17 protein-coding genes and 1 riboswitch are annotated in these 17,415 nt (G+C 57.4%); of the genes, 2 read left to right on the top strand and 15 right to left on the bottom strand.

The genetic code is table 11. The features are described from left to right. From AC6CWS_RS21345 to AC6CWS_RS21310, 8 genes are all read right to left on the bottom strand, one after another. Positions 1-77: hypothetical protein (locus AC6CWS_RS21345; protein ID WP_224261798.1), on the bottom strand; the 77-nt coding region annotated here is incomplete at its 3' end. Positions 78-189: 112 nt separating this feature from the next. After that, complete coding sequence (locus AC6CWS_RS21340; RefSeq protein ID WP_044523279.1) at positions 190-1,296, bottom strand: PTS fructose transporter subunit IIC; 1,107 nt, start codon at positions 1,294-1,296, stop codon at positions 190-192. Between the two features lie 42 nt (positions 1,297-1,338). Continuing rightward, positions 1,339-1,650, bottom strand: coding sequence for a PTS fructose transporter subunit IIB (locus tag AC6CWS_RS21335; protein ID WP_004179922.1), 312 nt, complete (start codon positions 1,648-1,650; stop codon positions 1,339-1,341). 55 nt (positions 1,651-1,705) lie between these two features. Beyond that, positions 1,706-2,176 carry a PTS sugar transporter subunit IIA gene (locus tag AC6CWS_RS21330; protein WP_101995275.1) on the bottom strand — a complete coding sequence of 157 codons (471 nt, stop codon included), beginning with the start codon at positions 2,174-2,176 and terminating at the stop codon, positions 1,706-1,708. Positions 2,177-2,300: 124 nt separating this feature from the next. Next, a complete protein-coding gene (gene alsE, locus AC6CWS_RS21325; protein WP_080901596.1) occupies positions 2,301-2,981 on the bottom strand; it encodes a D-allulose 6-phosphate 3-epimerase in 681 nt (226 codons plus the stop codon). A gap of 23 nt (positions 2,982-3,004) precedes the next feature. Beyond that, positions 3,005-4,267 carry a PTS ascorbate transporter subunit IIC gene (gene ulaA / locus AC6CWS_RS21320; RefSeq protein ID WP_044523287.1) on the bottom strand — a complete coding sequence of 421 codons (1,263 nt, stop codon included), beginning with the start codon at positions 4,265-4,267 and terminating at the stop codon, positions 3,005-3,007. Between the two features lie 30 nt (positions 4,268-4,297). Then, positions 4,298-4,564, bottom strand: coding sequence for a PTS sugar transporter subunit IIB (locus AC6CWS_RS21315; protein WP_080901595.1), 267 nt, complete (start codon positions 4,562-4,564; stop codon positions 4,298-4,300). A gap of 11 nt (positions 4,565-4,575) precedes the next feature. Beyond that, a complete protein-coding gene (locus AC6CWS_RS21310; RefSeq protein WP_060590605.1) occupies positions 4,576-5,013 on the bottom strand; it encodes a PTS sugar transporter subunit IIA in 438 nt (145 codons plus the stop codon). A gap of 217 nt (positions 5,014-5,230) precedes the next feature. On the opposite strand from AC6CWS_RS21310, the gene AC6CWS_RS21305 reads away from it, so the two are divergent. Further along, positions 5,231-6,283, top strand: coding sequence for a LacI family DNA-binding transcriptional regulator (locus AC6CWS_RS21305; RefSeq protein WP_065883722.1), 1,053 nt, complete (start codon positions 5,231-5,233; stop codon positions 6,281-6,283). A 435-nt stretch (positions 6,284-6,718) separates the two neighbouring features. Here the strand turns inward: AC6CWS_RS21305 and atzF are convergent, their stop codons facing one another. From atzF to AC6CWS_RS21270, 7 genes are all read right to left on the bottom strand, one after another. Next, entirely contained in the window at positions 6,719-8,515 is a 1,797-nt protein-coding gene (atzF, locus tag AC6CWS_RS21300) for an allophanate hydrolase (RefSeq protein ID WP_498256438.1), read from the bottom strand. Continuing rightward, on the bottom strand, positions 8,512-12,117 hold the full coding sequence (uca, locus tag AC6CWS_RS21295; protein ID WP_065883718.1) for an urea carboxylase: 3,606 nt from the start codon (positions 12,115-12,117) through the stop codon (positions 8,512-8,514). The genes atzF and uca overlap by 4 nt, the downstream gene beginning before the upstream one ends. Positions 12,118-12,283: 166 nt before the next feature. After that, positions 12,284-12,919: an urea amidolyase associated protein UAAP2 gene (locus tag AC6CWS_RS21290; protein ID WP_023289733.1), complete on the bottom strand. Its 636-nt coding sequence runs from the start codon at positions 12,917-12,919 to the stop codon at positions 12,284-12,286. A gap of 10 nt (positions 12,920-12,929) precedes the next feature. Next, entirely contained in the window at positions 12,930-13,658 is a 729-nt protein-coding gene (locus AC6CWS_RS21285; RefSeq protein ID WP_032454968.1) for an urea amidolyase associated protein UAAP1, read from the bottom strand. Between the two features lie 4 nt (positions 13,659-13,662). Further along, positions 13,663-14,439 (bottom strand): ABC transporter ATP-binding protein, encoded by a 777-nt coding sequence (locus AC6CWS_RS21280; protein ID WP_044523302.1) that lies wholly within the window; start codon positions 14,437-14,439, stop codon positions 13,663-13,665. Further along, positions 14,436-15,251 (bottom strand): ABC transporter permease, encoded by an 816-nt coding sequence (locus AC6CWS_RS21275; RefSeq protein WP_023289736.1) that lies wholly within the window; start codon positions 15,249-15,251, stop codon positions 14,436-14,438. Before AC6CWS_RS21275 ends, AC6CWS_RS21280 begins: the two co-directional genes overlap by 4 nt. Before the next feature lie 24 nt (positions 15,252-15,275). Next, a complete protein-coding gene (locus AC6CWS_RS21270) occupies positions 15,276-16,334 on the bottom strand; it encodes a putative urea ABC transporter substrate-binding protein (protein WP_032452903.1) in 1,059 nt (352 codons plus the stop codon). 56 nt (positions 16,335-16,390) lie between these two features. Beyond that, positions 16,391-16,489: riboswitch (guanidine-I (ykkC/yxkD leader) on the bottom strand. A gap of 539 nt (positions 16,490-17,028) precedes the next feature. On the opposite strand from AC6CWS_RS21270, the gene AC6CWS_RS21265 reads away from it, so the two are divergent. After that, positions 17,029-17,379, top strand: coding sequence for a hypothetical protein (locus AC6CWS_RS21265; protein ID WP_065883716.1), 351 nt, complete (start codon positions 17,029-17,031; stop codon positions 17,377-17,379). Positions 17,380-17,415 lie beyond the last annotated feature (36 nt).

Below are 17,415 nucleotides of genomic sequence, written 5' to 3'. Positions count from 1 at the left end.
CAGTTGGTGATTTTGAACTTTTGCTTTGCCACGGAACGGTCTGCGTTGTCGGGAAGATGCGTGATCTGATCCTTCAACTTAGCAAAAGTTCGATTTATTCAACAAAGCCCCCATAACCAGGAAACAGTCGACTATGGGCGGGTGTGCAGAAATAGCACAATGCGATTGATAAAATAATATAGAGGTAAGTTAACTCACTTTAATATCATCGAGGTCTATATCCTCTTCTTCGTGATCGTTATTAACAATGACATCGCGCGGTATATCTTTTTTGATGACAGCGTAGACTGTAGCGGTGACCACGATATTCACCAGCAGCGCCATAATGCCGGCCATGGGATGTGACATGGTGGGGATCATCAATACCCCACCAAAAGGCACCGTGGCGTCCGCACCATATACCATGGTCACTGCCCCACCGCACGCGCCGCCGATGGCCGCGGCGGCGATACCGCGGACGATATCGTTCATGACGATCGGGATAGAGCCTTCAACGATATTAACAATCCCCATCGGAACCGCCGATTTTAAGGTTTCCACTTCTTCACTGTTATAGATGTTCTTACGCAGAAGCTTGGCAATGAAAAAAGCCAGCCCGAAACCAATAGGCGTTGCGGTATTAACTAACTGAAGTGCGGTTATCGGCTCATTTATTCCCTGCGCCTGCAGCGTCAGAACGAAGGCAAAGCATGTTTTATTGAGCGGGCCGCCAAAATCAACGATACACAGCGCGCCTATCACTGCGCCCAACACTAAATTCGATGACGTACCCATACTTCTCAGGAAAGACGTAAGCGCTTCCGTAAAGATACCGATAGGCGTACCGATGATATAGACCATAATCAGGCAGCTGATAATGGAAGCAAAAAAGGGCACGATCAACGTCGGCATCAACCCGCGGGCCCAGTCCGGGACCTTCACCTTTTTAATGATCGCCAGCGCGATATAGCCGGCAATGTAGCCCCCGATCATCCCGCCGATAAAGCCAGCGCTGATGGTGTTTGCCGCCAGCCCGACGACAAATCCCGGTGCGATGCCCGGCTTGCCAGCAATCGAGCCGGAAATCCCCACCGCAATGACCACCGGCAACAGCCCAAGCGCCTTAGCGCCCAGAGTGGCCATCGCCTGCCATAAATCAAATTGCCCCGGAGTTAACGTGTCCTGCACTGTTCCACCAAGCCCCATGCCGATAGCAATAATAAACCCTGCGCCACAGACAATGGGGATCAGAAACGAGATAGCGGTCAGCAGATGTCCTTTAGGATTTGCTGCTTGCCATATTTGTTTTAGAGACATAAGTTACGCCCTTAAGTATAGAGTCAGCAGGCCGAAATAAAATTATGAATTGACTATTTCGCTGAGTTTTTCAATCAGCTTATTAGGAGATTTCACTGCCGTTTCTGTGGCGACTTTGACCACTTTCTTACCCGCAAATCGCTCTTCTCCCGTCACTTTAACATCAGCGGCAAGCAGCACAATATCTGCCATGGCAATCTCATCAGCGGTTAACTGATTCTCAATGCCTATGGTCCCTTGTGTCTCTATTTTAACGTTATGACCGGCTTTTTTGGCGGCTGTTTCAATTTTCTTTTGAGCAATATAGGTGTGTGCAATTCCCACCGTACAGGCGGTAACTCCGACGATATTCATCTCGATTCTCCGTGATTTATTTAATAAGGTACAAAAGGATGTTAACAACTATGTATTAAGCATCGGCGCTTTCAGTTGCAGAATTGAAAAGCGCAATGATTTTATGTGGATCAGATTCAACCAGTAACTTAGCAATAATGTCTTCGTCTGCCAGCGATCCGGATACTTGCGCTAACAGGCGAATATGAGTGGCATTTTGATCCACCAGGCAGACCGCAAATAAAATAATACAGCGGACATCGCTACCATCCATTGTCTCCCAGGGGATTTCATGTTGAGTACGACCGATAGCTAATGCGGTTCGGGCCACACCGGAAGATTTACCATGCGGGATCGCAATATGATTTTCAAAACCGGTTGAGCCTTGCTCTTCACGTAACCAAACATCGCGAATAAAGTCCTCCTTATTGGTCACCGCACCATCCTGTACCAGTAACTCGGTGAGTTCTTCTATCACCTCTTCTTTCGTTCTGGCAGTCATTTTTAGCTTGATGTTCTTTACATTAAGTACTGTTGCAATATCCATAATTCACCCGCATTCATATAGAGTGGTCGTTGAATAACAGAACAGGCATCGCTGGCGTGATGCAGTTTTTTAATATTCTTGAATATACACTGTGGTTAGAAATAAATAATACGCAAAAAATGAATCAGGCAGCGACGGTTTCACGCTGGAAAATATCGATCATTCTGTCCCACGCCAGGCTGACATCTTCATGAAGAGAAAACAGACCAGATGTACCAACGATAAATACATCCACCCCAGATTCAGCAATCAAACCAAAGGTTTTTTCATTGCAAGAACCATCAATTTCCGTCAGATAATGATAGCCATTATTTTTGCGCATACTGATGAGCTTTCTTATTTTGTTCAGCGACTCAGGTATAAACTTTTGCCCGGCATAGCCAGGGTCAACTGACATGACCGTCACTTTATCCAGCAGGTGCGCATATTCAGCAATGCTTTCAGCCGGTGTCGCCGGGTTCAGCACCACCCCGCATTGTTTTCCCGCATCCTTGATCTGATTCAGCAGGCGGAAAATTTTGTTATTCGCAGTCTCGGGATGGAAGCTAATGATATCGGCTCCTGCGGCGAGACACATTGGGATAATATCTTCCGGGTGGTTCACCATCAGATGGACATCGATGGGAACGGTAGTGATTTTTTTCAGATTCTCAATAAAAAAGGGAGACAGAGTGATATTGCGGACGTAATTGCCATCCATTATATCGACGTGATAAAAATCCGCTTTGTTATTCATTGCTGTGATCTGTTCTTTGAACTGTGTCAAATCCATACACATCAGTGAGGGTGAAAATTTAGCGCCCATAAACCAGCTCCGATAATAAATAGTTAGTTAAACATTGCGATGATATGACCTAAAACGATGCCGACAACGCCAAAGTCTGCATCGCCAAAGGTTGTAGAACCGAGGCCCATATCTCCCATCATTGGCAAAAGGATTGCCGGCAGGAACGAAATGAGCAGGCCATGGGCAAATGCCCCCACCACTGCCCCACGACGTCCGCCGGTGATGTTGCCGTAAACGCCAGCCGTTGCCCCGCAAAAGAAATGAGGCACTAGTCCCGGTACGATGACGCTCAAACCGAACAGCGGGCAGAGGAACATGCTGAGCAGGCCTGCAACAAAGCTTGCGAGAAACCCGACGATAACGGCATTGGGAGCAAAGGGAAACACCGTCGGGCAGTCCAGCGCCGGTTTCGCATCTTTCACTAGTTTGTCTGCAATACCTTTAAACGCTGGCACAATCTCGGCAATCACCATCCGCACACCGGCGAGGATGATATAAACCCCCGCAGCAAAAGTGAGGGACTGAATAATGGCGAAGATAATAAAATTCTGACCGGCACTCAGGGTCTCCTCGACAAAGGTTTTGCCTGCGACGACCACCAGCACCAGGAACAGAATCATCATGGTGAGAGAGATGGCCACCGACGAGTCACGAAGGAAATTGAGTGACTTAGGCACTTTAATTTCTTCAATCGAGGGGCTACCTTTCCCTACGACTTTTCCCACCAGCGCGGAGAGCAGATAACCAATAGAGCCAAAATGGCCGAGAGCCAGATCGTCGGTATTGGTAATTTTTCGGGTAAACGGCTGCAAGATCGCCGGAGAGATCACCATCATCGCGCCGAGAATCACCGCCCCGATGGCCACCACCCAACCACCCGACAAGCCACCTACTGACAAGATCACCGCCAGCATCGCGGCCATATAGAGCGTATGGTGGCCCGTTAAAAAGATGTACTTTAATGGCGTCAAACGCGCCAGGGCGATATTGATCAACATGCCCAGCACCATGATCGTGGCGGTTTCCGTGCCATAATTCTTCTGCGCCAGCGCGGCCATCGCGTCGGTGTTAGGCACCACCCCCTGAATATGAAATGAATGTTCAAATAGTTGGCTAAAAATGGTTAATGTATAGGCAATGATACCGGCGCCAGCCGTTAAAATAACAAAACCCATGATGGTTTTCAGGGTGCCTGAGATAACGTCTGAAATTCCTTTTTTTTGCAACAGCAGACCGATTAGAGAAAACAATCCAACCAGAATCGCCGGTGTCCCTAACACATCGTAAATAAGGAAATGAAGCATATTAAACTCCACGGTTCAGAAAGCCGTTGCTTAAATGTGTTCTGCTAAAATCTCTTTGATTTTATTGTTATCGAGTAAATTACTTAATCCAACAACCTTCGCGGAATGACCAGTTAAATGTTCGGCAATATCGTTGGCGCTCAGAATAAGGTCCGCAGTTTCGCTTTTCGCTGACGTCAGGTCGGTATGTGCGACTTCAACCTCTTTATTCATTTCAGCAAGGATTTTTTTGACATTCATTTCAACGATAAAGCTGCTGCCTAAACCATTGCCACAGACGATGAGTACTTTTTTCATTCTCTTTTCCTTCAGTCAATAACGGCCTGAATTGCCTTAATATCATCGGCTTTTAACAATCGTTCTAGCTTTTGCCGATCGCTAAAGAGTTCTGCCAGTTCACCGATCATCGTGATATGTTCATTCCCGGAACAAGCGCATAGCATAATAACCACGTATACCGGGTCGTTCTCAGTCGAGCCAAATGATATGCCCTCTTTAATATGAAGGAGTGATAATCCATTCCTCAATGCACCTTGCTCGGGGCGGGCATGAGGCATCGCTAATCCTGGGGCTAATAGATAATAAGGCCCAAATTCTTCATGGCTTTTAAAAATCGCCTCAATATAGTGCTCTGCCATATACCCCTGCGCCAGCAAAGGTTCTGCTGAGAGTCGAACGGCATTTTTCCAGTTATCTATTGCGTTAATGACATTAATTTTATCCGGGGTTAACCAGTCTCTAATCATATGCACTCCCGAGGGATTCCATGTGCTGAACTATAAACAGCTAAATAAAATGCAACTGTGATACATCTCTCAAAGTTAGCGCTAACAAGCAAAAATGTTAAAAATCGAGTTACCGCTAACATTTGTTATAATGTGCTTTCCCCTTCGCTGTGGTAAGTTATAATGCGTATCAACGATTTACTTTTGTTACTTATTATTTTTCAAACGGTTGGTGATCCTGGTGAAGAGTCTAGACGCAGACAATAGCCCGAAAGAAAAACGTCGTAAGGGAACTGGGAAGATAACCCTGACCGAAGTGGCTGAGTTTGTCGGCGTGAGCGCCATGACTGTCTCCCGTGCGCTGAGAATGCCTGAAAAAGTCAACCCTGACCTTCGCGATCGTATTGATGCGGCAGTCAGTCAACTCGGCTATGTCCCCAATCTCCAGGCGCGTAATCTGGCGTCGGTCCATTCCGATCTCATTTTGGCCGTCGTCCCCACCTTCTCTTCGCCAGGTTTTTTGCCGGTGTCGGAGGCATTACAAAAAATCCTGACTGAACGCGGCTATACCATGATGTTTATGGAATCTGGTCATGACGGTCAAAACGAACAAAGAACGTTTGAAAAAATGCTCGCCTATAACCCGGCAGCGATTATTCAGTTCAATATCGACACCATTGAGAGCTGCACCCAGCTGCTGGCCAATGTTGATGTGCCTATCCTGGAGATTGGCGCGTTAAATACCCAGCCTGTTGGCATGTGCATCGGCGTGGATTACGGTAAGGCAGTGAAACAGATCGTAACCCACCTCGCGGATGCCTCATTAAAAAACATCGCGTTGTTGTGTACCCCAGCCAACAATACGATGTTTCGCCAGCTTCTGAGTGGCTGGAATACGGCGATGTTGGCCCTGAACCGTTCGCCACATCGGGTGGTGACCACGCATTTGCCTTCAACCATCGCCACAGGCGTGAATATTTTCAAGGATATGATGATTACCTGGGGCGATCTGGATGCGCTTATTTGCACTTCGGATGAAATGGCGTGCGGATGCATGATGGCCTGCCACAGCGCCGGGATCAAAGTGCCCAATACCGTAGCCATTGCGAGTTTAGGCGGCGGGGTTTTATCGACAGTCTGTTCCCCTGCCCTGACAACCGTTGAATTTCCCTGGCATGACATTGGGGTGAAGGCGGGAAAAGCGCTTCTCGAGCTGCTAAACGATAAGTCTTGTGAAAAGTTCATAGAAATTCCGTCAGTACTCAAAGTCCGGGCCAGTACCGCGGTATAACCGCCATCCATGGCTTAATCTGGCGGCCCCCCTGCTTATCGCTTCAATTCGTCCTGCCACAGCGGGGATGACGCCAGCTGATGGCATAGCGTGTCGATAAATACCCGGGTCTTGGCGGGAACCAGCGTGCCGGGCGGCATCAGGGCATAAACGCTGACCTTCGCCGCACTGTACCGCCTGGCTAACCATCCACCCCGGCAGCAGTGCGATCCCGGTTGCCCGAATAACCGCCGTCAGCAGCGCTTCACTGATATTGGTGGATTGCCGAACTGTTCTGGCAGCAATACCGCCAGCCATCAGCGCAATGGACAGCGGAAGCGTTTTATCCCGCCCCCCTCCATCAGTAACCTTCCCCGGCCGTCGCTCGGCGTCCGGGAGGCATCGCCGGATGGTGCAGAAGTGCCCTCTGCGGCGCTACTGCAGAGGGTGTTCCGTTTACCTGGCCAGCCACTGACGCCAGCCGCCCCAGGCGGTGATCTCGGTGGCCGCGCCCAGCCCCCCGGCTTCACAGATAAAGCCTGTCACCCAGCGGCCGTCCGCCAGCTCAATCTGTCCCAGCCCCAGCGGCGCGGGGATGGCGGCCAGCAGCGACCCCACCTCAGCGCTGGGGATCGCCCAGACTTCCACCGCTATCGCGGCCCCCTCTGGCTCGTCACGCACCATCGCCGGGCGCTTGCCATCCGGGAGGACATACAACCGATAGCGCGGCGCGCTGTGGGTCGCCTGCAGCAGCCGGCCGCCCCGCGCCAGCAATTGACCGTTCAGCGGCTGGCCGGTCAGGTGGGCGCCGCATACCGCCAGGGCCATCCGATCATGGCCCGCGGGGTGCGCAGGCGGTGGGCTCTCCAGCCGCGCGCCGCCTGCCAGCGGCAGCCGCTCCGCGCGCTGGAAGGCGTCGGCCAGGCTCAGCAAATACTGATCGGTAAAGGCCCGGCCGAACATCGTGACGCCGGAGGGCAGCCCGTCGGGCATAAACCCGCACGGCACGCTCACCGCCGCATAGTCCAGCAGGTTCATAAAGTTGGTGTAGTAGCCCAGGTCGGCGTTGCGGGCGATGGGCTCCGCCGCCAGCTCGTCCAGCGTTACCGGCCGCGGAAAGGTTGGCGTGAGCACGCAGTCCAGCGTCTCGAGGATGGCATCGCACTGCGCTTTATACTCCTGCAGCTGATACATCGCCTTAAAGGTCGCCGTCGCGTCGATATCAGGCGCTTTCGCCAGCACGTCGCGAATGACCGGCAGCACGGCGTCAGGCTGCTGCTCAATCAACGGGCCAGCCACCGCATAGCGTTCAGCGACCCACGGCCCGTCATACAGCAGGCGGGCGGCGGCGAGAAAAGGCGCAAAATCGATCGCCACGGCTTCCCCGCCGAGCGCCGTCAGCCGCTGCACGGCCTGGGCGAACAGCGCTTCGCTGGCGCGGCAGCCGAGGAAGTTAAGCTCCCGCGGGACGCCAAAGCGAAACCCGGCGGACGGCCTGCCGAAGGCCTGACGACTGTTCCACTGGGGATTGCGGCTGCTGTAGCTATCCTGCGGATCGGCCCGGGCAACCAGGGCCAGCAGCTGGCTGGCCTCGTCGGCGGTGGCGCTGAAAAAGGTCACGCAGTCCAGCGTGCGGCAGGCCGGTACCACCCCGGCGGTGGAGATCACCCCTTTCGTCGCTTTCAGGCCCACCAGGTTATTCAGCCCGGCCGGGACGCGACCGCTGCCGGCGGTGTCGGTCCCCAGCGCGAAGCTGGCGACGCCCAGGGCTACCGCCAGCGCCGACCCGGCGCTGGAGCCGCCGGAGGGATAAGCGGGATGGTACGCGTTGCGGCAGCGACCATACGGCGAACGGGTCCCGTTCAGGCCGGTGGCAAACTGATCGAGATTGGTTTTGCCCACCGGCACCGCCCCCAGGGCAATCAGCTGTGCGACAATGGTCGCGCTTTGCGTCGGCCGGTAAGCAAACGCCGGACAGGCGGCAGTGGTGACGATCTCCGCAAGGTCAATATTATCTTTGATGGCGAACGGCACCCCGTACAGCGGGAGCGTGTCTGGCGAATGGCCTTCCAGCGCCGCCAGAAACGGCGCCTGCTCCGCTTCGCTCAGGAGATGGATAAACAGATTAAACTCGGGATCCAGCGCTTGCGCCCGCTGGCGGATCCCCGCCAGCAGCGCGCGCGGGGTGGTGTGGCCGTTACGATAGTTCGTCGCCAGAGTCGCCAGGCGTAAATCAAACGTCTGCTGCATCATGCCTTCTCCTCAATAATCACTGCCACCCGCTGCCCGGCACGCACCGCGCTGCCTGGCTGCACATTGACCTGCTGAACCCTGCCATCGCACGGCGCCAGCAGCGGGATCTCCATTTTCATCGACTCAAGCACCACCAGCACATCGCCGGCGCGTACCTGGCTGCCGGCCGCGGTCTGTACCTGCCACAGATTACCGGATACCGGGCTTTCCACCCCCTGCTCCCCCGGCTGCAGCGGCGCATCGCCCGCCTCTTCTGTCGCGCTCTCCTGGCTGTCGAAATGGGCCTGGCCGCTGGCGATCCAGCGCTCGCGCTCGTCGTTAAACGCCCGCTGCTGATGATCGCGAAATGCGCTAATGCTCTGCGCCTCGCGAGAGAGAAACTGCTGGTACTCCGCCAGCCGCAGCGTGCTGTGCTCGATGCGCAGCGGGTAGCGTCCGAGCGGGAAATCGCGGCGAATAGCCAGCAGTTCTTCCGCCGAGACCGGATAGAAACGCAGCTGGTCGAAAAAGCGCAGCAGCCAGGGCTTGCCGGCAAAATCGGCCACCTCGTGATAGCGATTCCACATCTGCAGGGTGCGGCCGACAAACTGATAGCCGCCCGGGCCTTCCATGCCGTAAACGCAAAGATACGCTCCGCCGATGCCCACCGAGTTTTCCGCCGTCCAGGTTCGCGCCGGGTTGTATTTGGTGGTGACCAGCCGATGGCGCGGATCAAGGGGCGTGGCCACCGGCGCGCCGAGATAGACATCGCCGAGACCCATCACCAGATAGCTGGCGTCAAACACCGTTTGCCACACCGCCTGCTCATCCGGGAGATCGTTTATCCGGCGAATAAACTCGAGGTTGCTTGGGCACCAGGGGGCGTCCGGGCGGACGGTGGTCATATATTTGTCGATCGCCTTGCGGCAGGCCGGATCGTCCCAGGAGAGCGGGAGATGCACCACCCGTGTCGGAACCTGCAGATCGTCGCTAATGCAGACCGTGGCCCACTCCTCGCGGACCCACGCCAGCAGGGTCTCCAGCGCCAGCGTTTCCGGCTGGAAATGGAGCTGCAGAGAACGGATCCCCGGCGTGATATCGATGATCCCGTCCCGGGATTGCCCCTCAAGGGCCTGCATCAGGGCATGGATGCGAAAGCGCAGCACCAGATCCAGCTCCGCCTCACCGGCCTCCAGCAGCAGATGGGTATCGCCGGAGAGGCGCGCCACCAGGCGTTTGTCAGCGTCGCCGCAGGTCATCACCACCGGTGAGGTGAGCGGCACAGGCTGCCAGGCAACGTCCTGCGCCTGCAGGGTCGCCAGCTCTGCGCGACGGCCTGCCGCCAGCCGCCGGGCGGTGGGGACGTCAATCGCCACAAAGCGCACCTTATCCCCCGCCTTAAGCTGGCCCAGCTGCCAGAGATCGGCTTCGATCACCGTGACCGGGCAGACGAAGCCCCCGAGGCTTGGGCCGTCCGGCCCGAGGATCACCGGCATATCGCCGGTAAAATCCACCGCCCCCACCGCGTAGGGGTTGTCGTGAATATTCGACGGATGGAGCCCGGCTTCGCCGCCGCTGTCGCGGGCCCAGACCGGCTTGGGCCCGATCAGGCGCACGCCGGTGCGGCTGGAATTAAAATGCACTTCCCAGTCGGTGGCAAAAAAGGTCGCCATATACGCCGGGGCAAAGAACTCCGGCGCGCCGTGGGGGCCATAAATCACCCGCAGCGTTCGCACTTCCGCAAGCTCAGGGCGCAACCCTGCGGGAAGCGCCGCGCCTTCCATGGTCTCAGCCGGAGGCGCAAGATGCAGCACGTCGCCGGCGCGCAGCGCCCGTCCGCCGTGGCCGCCAAACTGACCGAGGGTAAAGGTGCTTTTACTGCCCAGGTAGTCCGGCACCTGAATGCCGCCGCGCAGGCAGAGATAGCTTCTGACGCCTGGCCCGCTTATCGCCCCCAGCCTGAGGGTCGCCCCCGCCGGAACAGAGAAGACGCCGTCCATCTCCTGGTCGATGCCGTCGAGCGTTACGGGCAGCGGCGCGCCGCAGACCACCGCCTGCACCGCGGTGTTAAATTTCAGCGTGGGTCCGCTAAGGGTGATCTCCAGCGCGGCGTCGCCCTCGGCATTGCCCAGCAGACGATTGCCCAGGCGCAGCGCCCGGTCATCCATCGGGCCTGAGGGCGGTACGCCCACCGCCCAGTACCCCAGACGTCCCGGGTAGTCCTGGACGCTGGTCTGGGTGCCGGCGCTGAGTACCTCCACGGTATCGGCCCGGTAGCGCAGTTGCTCCAGACAGCGGGTCCAGGGTTCCCCGGCGGTGAACGGCGCAAAGCGAAGGATCTGCTGCAGGTACTGGCGGTTGGTTTCGACGCCGTACAGGCGGGTCTCCGCCAGGGCCTGCGCCAGGCCGTCGATCGCCTCATCGCGGCTGGGGCGCCAGACGATAGCTTTCGCCAGCAGCGGGTCAAAAAACGGCGGCACTTCACAGCCGGCCTCGACCCAGCGGTCGATGCGCAGGGTAGCGCCGTCCGCCGGCGGAAACCAGACGTCGGTTAACAGTCCGGGCGAAGGCTGAAACTGACGGCCAGGATCTTCGGCGTAAATTCGCGCCTGAATGGCATGCCCCCGGGGCTGTAGCCCGGCGGACAGCTCGCTCAGCGGCGGTAAATCCCCTGCCGCCAGGGCGATCATCCAGCGCACCAGGTCCACGCCCCACACCTGCTCCGTGACGCCGTGCTCCACCTGCAGCCGGGTATTGACCTCCAGGAAATAGAAGCGCTGCGCCGCGCTGTCGTAGACAAACTCCACCGTCCCGGCGCTGCGGTAGTTCACCGCTTTCCCGAGGGCAATGGCCGCGCTACACAGCGCCTGCGCCATCCCGTCCGGCAGATTTGGCGCCGGCGTCTCTTCAATCACTTTCTGGTTACGCCGCTGCAGCGAGCAGTCGCGCACGCCGAGGGCGATAACCGCCCCCTTCCCGTCGCCGAAGATCTGCACCTCGAGATGGCGGGCGCGTTCGATATATTTTTCGAGAAACACCCCGGCGTCGCTGAAGTTGTTTTGCCCCAGCCGCTGCACCGTGGCAAACGCCTCGCTCAGTTCGCGGGCGTCGCGGCAGACGCGCATGCCAATCCCCCCGCCGCCCGCCGTGCTCTTGAGCATCACCGGGTAGCCCACCGCCTCTGCCGCCCGGCAGGCTTCTTCGCTGTCGGCCAGCAGGTCGCTGCCTTCCAACAGCGGAACGCCCTCCGCTTTGGCCAGCGCGCGGGCGGTATGCTTCAGGCCGAAGGTTCGCAGCTGTTGCGGGGTCGGGCCAACAAACGCCAGTCCCGCCGCCTCACAGGCCTCGGCGAAGGCGGCGTTTTCCGACAGAAAGCCGTAGCCGGGGTGGATGGCGCGGGCGCCGCTCTGCCGCGCGGCGGCAATGATCTTCTCTACGACTAAATAGGTTTGCGCTGCCGGCCCCTCGCCAAGGCTCAGCGCCTCATCCGCTTCGCGGACGTGCAGACTGCTCAGGTCGGCTTCGGCGTAAACGGCGACGCCCTTCACCTGCATGGCGCGCAGGGTGCGCAGAATGCGGCAGGCAATCGCCCCGCGGTTGGCAATCAGTAAGGTATCAAACATAAGCGGAACTCACAGCGAAGCGGGTCGTCCCGCAACAATTCGTCTTCCCCTGAGGTCGTCCCCGGGAGAACCGGCGCTTAAAGGTGGCGCGTCGGCGTGTGGTTCAGGCGGTCGGCGCGAACGGCGAACAGCCGAAAGGCCAGCAAACGCCAGCGCTGCCAGCGGGTCAGTTCCATACCAGCACCTCGGCGGGGGTCGGGTTCCAGCCATTGCAGGGATTGTTGAGCTGCGGGCAGTTGGAGATCAACACCATGGCGTTACACTCCGCGCGCAGTTCCACGTATTTTCCCGCCGCCGAGATGCCATCCGCAAAGGTCAGACCGCCCTCCGGCGTCACCGGCACGTTCATAAAGAAGTTAATGTTGGCGCCAATATCGCGCTTATGCAGACGACCATCATGCAGACAGGCGCAGAGGAAATTATCCCGGCAGCTGTGCATGTAGCGCTTGTCGAGGGCGTAGCGGACGGTGTTACTCTCCTGGGCGCAGGCGCCGCCGAGGGTATCGTGCCGCCCGCAGGTATCGGCCACGATGGTCATCAGCGGACGGCCAAGGTTGGAATAGAGCACGCTGCCGGCGGTGAGGTAGGCGTTACCCTGGCGGCGCAGCGTGCGCTGCGCATCGTAGCGCTCGCGCGGGTTGTCGGCGTTGTAAAACAGGGTATCAATCGCCTGGTTGCCTTCGAGATCGAGCAGACGCAGGGTTTGCCCTTGTTTAACCTCGAACAGCCACGGCTCCCCGGCGGGGATCACATGGCGATAGACGGCCTCTTCCGGACGTCGGTGACTGGTGATAAGGGTCATAAACGCCTCCTTACAGGGCAAAAAGTTGGGTATTGCGGAACGCGCGCAGGTTCTCATCGCGGGTCAGGAGCGCCTGAGTGGCCGCGTCTTCATCGTCGGCCTGATACCAGCTCAGCTGTACCGGACGGGGGGCATACTCTGTGGCCGGATCCTGAGGATGCGGTAGCGCGGTGAGGACCAGCAGGACGTCCATCGGGGCATACAGTTCCACATAGTCCCCGGCGCGGCTGTTGCCGGAGACAAAGTGAAAGCGCCCCTCGTCATCGACGGTCACTTTGCTGAAGAAGTTGACTACCATCAGCAGATCTTCCAGACCGAGATCCCATTTCCCCATCTCCACCAGCAGGTTATCGACGCCGTTGCGGTAGAAGCCATTGCGTAATTCCTGATAGCGTCCGGCGCCATATTTGTCGTGCGTCTCCCCGGCATTGAGGACCCCGCCGAACGGATCGTGCCAGCCGCAGCTGTCGGCGACGATCCCGGCCAGCACCCGGCCCATATCGGAGTAGAAACAGTGCCCGGCGGTCAGGCGCGCGGTATGCTGTCCTTTGAGGGTATCCGGCAGGTTGAGCCGCTCACTTTTCTCATGAGGATTGAGCATCATCATGCTGACGTTTGCCCCGCCGTCGAGATCGGTCAGGCGCAGGATCTGCCCTTTGCGCAAAATCAGCGAGGTGTGCGCCCCGCCGGGAAGCCGCTCTTCGCGCAGGCTGGGGGTGGAGTGAAACAGTTCAGTCATCAATTTATCTCCTTAATGCGTAAACGTTGGTGTCGCTACCGGCGGCCAGTTGCGCCATCCGCGCTTCATTGAGCGGGATGTCGTAGGTAATACGCGCTCCCCAGGCGTTGGGCGCCTGCGGGTCGATGCGCACTTTGTCGAACACCAGCAGCCTCGTGCCCAGGTTGAAGCCTTCGGCCAGGTCGTGGGTGACCATAAACACCGTCATGCGCGTTTCGCTCCACAGCTGGAGCAGCAGCGCATGCATATCCTTGCGAATGCCGGGATCCAGCGCGCCGAAGGGCTCGTCCAGCAGCAGCACCCGCGGCTGCATCACGAACGCCTGGGCAATGGCCAGCCGCTGCTGCATCCCACCCGAGAGCTGCGCCGGGTATTTATCCAGGGCGTGTCCCAGGCCCACTTTCTCCAGCATTCGCTGGGCCTGTTGCCGGGCCTCGCGCTTTCTGCCGCCAAACAGGCGCCCCAGCAGCGGGGACGCCGGCAGCTCCAGGCCGATGGCGACGTTATCCAGCACGTTGAGATGCGGAAACACCGAATAGCGCTGGAAAACCACGCCGCGACTGCGGTCCGGCTCCGCCGCCAGCGGCTGGCCGTCGAGCAGGATGGCGCCGCGGGTCGGTTGCTCCTGACCGAGCAGCAGACGCAGAAAGGTCGATTTACCGCAGCCGGACGCGCCGACCATTGAGCAAAACTCGCCCTCTTTCACCTGCAGATTAATGCGCTCCAGCACCACGTGGTCGCCGTACTCCTGCCAGATGTTTTTGATGTCGATAAAACTCATCCCCGGCCTCCTTCCGCCCACGGGAAACAGGCTTTGTGCAGCTGACGCAGCGCCAGATCCATCAGCCATGCCAGCAGCGTGATCCAGATGACATACGGAATAATCACATCCATCGCCATATAGCGCCGCACCAGGAAGATGCGATACCCCAGCCCGGCGGTGGCGGAGATGGCCTCGGCGGAGATCAGGAACAGCCATGCTGAGCCCAGCAGCAGGCGCAGAGAAGCGATCAGCCGCGACAGCAGCTGAGGAAGCACCACCCGCAGCACCACCGTCCAGCTATTAGCCCCCAGGGTCTGCGCCTTTATAAACAGCTCCGCCGGGATCTCCCGCGCCCGCTGCTCCAGGTCGCGCGCCAGCATCGGCGTAATGCCGATGACGATCAGCATCACTTTCGACAGCTCATCCAGGCCAAAGACGATAAACAGCACCGGCAGGATCGCCAGCGGCGGGATCATTGACACCACCGTCATCAGCGGCGACAGCGCCGCGCGGTACATCGGGAAGACGCCGGCGGCGATACCGATGCCGAGGCCGATCAGCGACGAGACGGCCAGGCCCGTCAGCAGACGGCTCAGGCTGATCAGCGTGTCGGCCCACAGCAGATACTCGCCGCTGCGTTTGTCCGGGGTGAACGCCATCCGGTCAATGGCCGCCGCCATCTGCGACAGGCCTGGCAGCAACTTGTCCTGCGGATTGGCTTCCAGCCGCACCGCCGATCCCATAAACCAGGCGGCGATCAGCAGCACAAACGGCAGCAGCATCAGCGTCAGGCGCATCCCCTTTTGGGGATATCGGTTAATGTGGCGCATGGCGTGGTCTCCCGGCGGCAATCATTACAGCTGGCCCGCGGCGGCCAGCTTCAGGTAGCTGTCGTCAAAGCGCAGTTTGCGGTTGGCGGCATCGCCGAGCGTGACATTGCCCGGGAAGGTCATGCCGATAAAGTCCGCGCTCTGCGCCCCCTCGCCCAGCAGACCTTTATCGAAGGAGAACTGCGCCACACGCTGCATGGTTTTCGCCAGATCCGGCGAGGCGATAAACGCCAGGGTGTCGGCAGGCGTCCAGAAAAGATGAGTGGTTTTGAGCTGCGCCTGGTAGCCGGCGAGATCGGTACCGGAGTCGGCGGCCATAGCGCTCAGCGCCTGGGTATCGCCGGCCTTCATTTTGGCCATCATTTCAAACCACGCGCCGGTCAGCGCTTTGCCCAGCGCCGGGTTATCTTTCAGGGTCTGGGTATTGACCACCATCATGTCGATAAGCTCGCCCGGCACCTGCGAGGAGCTAAACACTTCGCTGGTTTGCGGGGTCTTTTTGATAACCGACAGCTGTGGATTCCAGGCCACCGCCGCCCGCACGCCGCTGGTGCCAAAGGCCGAGACGATATCGGCATCGGAGGTATTCACCACCTTGACGTCTTTTTCCTGCAGCCCGGCTTTTTCCAGGCCGCGCACCAGCAGATAGTGGGAGACCGACAGCTCCGGGAGATACACCGACATCCCTTTCAGGTCGCTGAGCTTTTTATCCGCCCCTTTCAGAACCACCCCGTCGTTACCATCGGAGTAGCTGCCGGTGATCAGCGCCGTGCTGTCGACACCGCCGGCCGCCGGAATGGTCAGGGCGTCCATATTCGTCATCGTGCAGCCGTCAAACTGCCCGGCGGTGTACTGATTGATGGATTCGATGTAATCGTTGAGCTGAACAATATTGATTTTGATGCCGTACTTGCTGGCCCATTTATCGATGATCTTTTCATTGCTGATGGCGCCCCAGGGCATCCAGCCGGCGTAGATGGTCCAGCAGACGTTGAACTCTTTCTTGACGGCGGCAAAGGACGGGACGCTGGTCAATAGCGTCAGTGACAGGACAAGTGAGCGGAGGAGCGGCGATGTTTTCATGGTGGACCTCTGGTTAGCACGAGAAACGGAGCAGCGCGACACCCAACGGTGCTGCTGTCTCCCGGGCTTTTATCCCGCCGTGTAACCTCGCCGAGGTCGCCAGCTCTCGGACCAGACGTTCACCGCGGTGAACCGGAACCCTAGCCAGCTATTGTGTGATCTAAATTGTCTGTTGCGCTGCTTTCTGCTGATGGTATTGCAAGGGCCATGCCAGGAGCCAGACAGCAGTACTTTCAGTGATTTACCGCCAACCGGCGCATCGCCTCCCAAAAATGGGGAGTAAAAGTGGGGCATTGCATGGCTTTGGTGCAAAGGGAAAGCCCACCGCGTCCTGGCCAACAACCGGCCGCGGGTCATGGGGGATGAATCCTGTAGCTGATTATCATGGCGCGGGGTAAATGTTTGCCATTACGCCGCTTCGACATGGGGGATGTCGCAGGCGCTTCTTCCCTGTCCCGTCGCCAGGGGGGCTCATATTTTTACCGCCTGTTTTCCCCGCCTGACGGTAAAGCATTTAAATGTTGAATACATACTAATGCTAAATCGCAGGCTTGTGCGTTTTAACGCACGATGATAATATTGCGCCACGTTATGTAGAGGGGTGGAATAAATTCACCATTCGTTAACTCAGAATGCCTGGCCTGTTAAATACAAGTTAAAATCACGCCAATGTTATTTAACACAGAGAGGTTTCATGAAAATATTGCTGATGTTGCCCCCCCTTTTTCTGTTAAGTGGTTGTGTGGATCTGGGTGATGTGGGCATACACCCGGAAGAAGAAACCTATTACGTTAATCAGGGAAAAAATCAGGTGATCGATTGCCTTAATAATGCCGCGTCTAAAGCGAATTTATCGCTGGAATATGATGACACTCTTCCTGAAAACATCGATAAATACAACCTGAGGAATACTGAAAACACGACTGTCGCGTGGGTGGAAATCAGTAACTTCAACGGCAGGCAGACTTCGGTAGAATTTTATTATGCGCCGCATGCCCCGGATATACATCGGTCGGTCACTACCATTGCTGAACGGTGTACATAATGCCCGGATAACCAGAGACAGAGTTAAGCTGACAAG

This window comes from Klebsiella sp. M041, assembly GCF_059759695.1.
The sequence above is the reverse complement of the archived record's forward strand: the minus strand, read 5'-3'. Positions and strand labels throughout refer to the sequence as shown.

What these genes read in the sequence shown, in the direction of transcription:
- AC6CWS_RS21315 (WP_080901595.1), bottom strand. Translation starts at nt 4,564, where the DNA reads ATGAAAAAAGTACTCATCGTCTGTGGCAATGGTTTAGGCAGCAGCTTT.
- ulaA (WP_044523287.1), bottom strand. Translation starts at nt 4,267, where the DNA reads ATGCTTCATTTCCTTATTTACGATGTGTTAGGGACACCGGCGATTCTG.
- AC6CWS_RS21335 (WP_004179922.1), bottom strand. Translation starts at nt 1,650, where the DNA reads ATGAATATCGTCGGAGTTACCGCCTGTACGGTGGGAATTGCACACACC.
- AC6CWS_RS21275 (WP_023289736.1), bottom strand. Translation starts at nt 15,251, where the DNA reads ATGCGCCACATTAACCGATATCCCCAAAAGGGGATGCGCCTGACGCTG.
- AC6CWS_RS21310 (WP_060590605.1), bottom strand. Translation starts at nt 5,013, where the DNA reads ATGATTAGAGACTGGTTAACCCCGGATAAAATTAATGTCATTAACGCA.
- AC6CWS_RS21290 (WP_023289733.1), bottom strand. Translation starts at nt 12,919, where the DNA reads ATGACCCTTATCACCAGTCACCGACGTCCGGAAGAGGCCGTCTATCGC.
- AC6CWS_RS21330 (WP_101995275.1), bottom strand. Translation starts at nt 2,176, where the DNA reads ATGGATATTGCAACAGTACTTAATGTAAAGAACATCAAGCTAAAAATG.
- atzF (WP_498256438.1), bottom strand. Translation starts at nt 8,515, where the DNA reads ATGATGCAGCAGACGTTTGATTTACGCCTGGCGACTCTGGCGACGAAC.
- AC6CWS_RS21285 (WP_032454968.1), bottom strand. Translation starts at nt 13,658, where the DNA reads ATGACTGAACTGTTTCACTCCACCCCCAGCCTGCGCGAAGAGCGGCTT.
- uca (WP_065883718.1), bottom strand. Translation starts at nt 12,117, where the DNA reads ATGTTTGATACCTTACTGATTGCCAACCGCGGGGCGATTGCCTGCCGC.
- AC6CWS_RS21280 (WP_044523302.1), bottom strand. Translation starts at nt 14,439, where the DNA reads ATGAGTTTTATCGACATCAAAAACATCTGGCAGGAGTACGGCGACCAC.
- AC6CWS_RS21340 (WP_044523279.1), bottom strand. Translation starts at nt 1,296, where the DNA reads ATGTCTCTAAAACAAATATGGCAAGCAGCAAATCCTAAAGGACATCTG.
- AC6CWS_RS21265 (WP_065883716.1), top strand. Translation starts at nt 17,029, where the DNA reads ATGAAAATATTGCTGATGTTGCCCCCCCTTTTTCTGTTAAGTGGTTGT.
- alsE (WP_080901596.1), bottom strand. Translation starts at nt 2,981, where the DNA reads ATGGGCGCTAAATTTTCACCCTCACTGATGTGTATGGATTTGACACAG.
- AC6CWS_RS21270 (WP_032452903.1), bottom strand. Translation starts at nt 16,334, where the DNA reads ATGAAAACATCGCCGCTCCTCCGCTCACTTGTCCTGTCACTGACGCTA.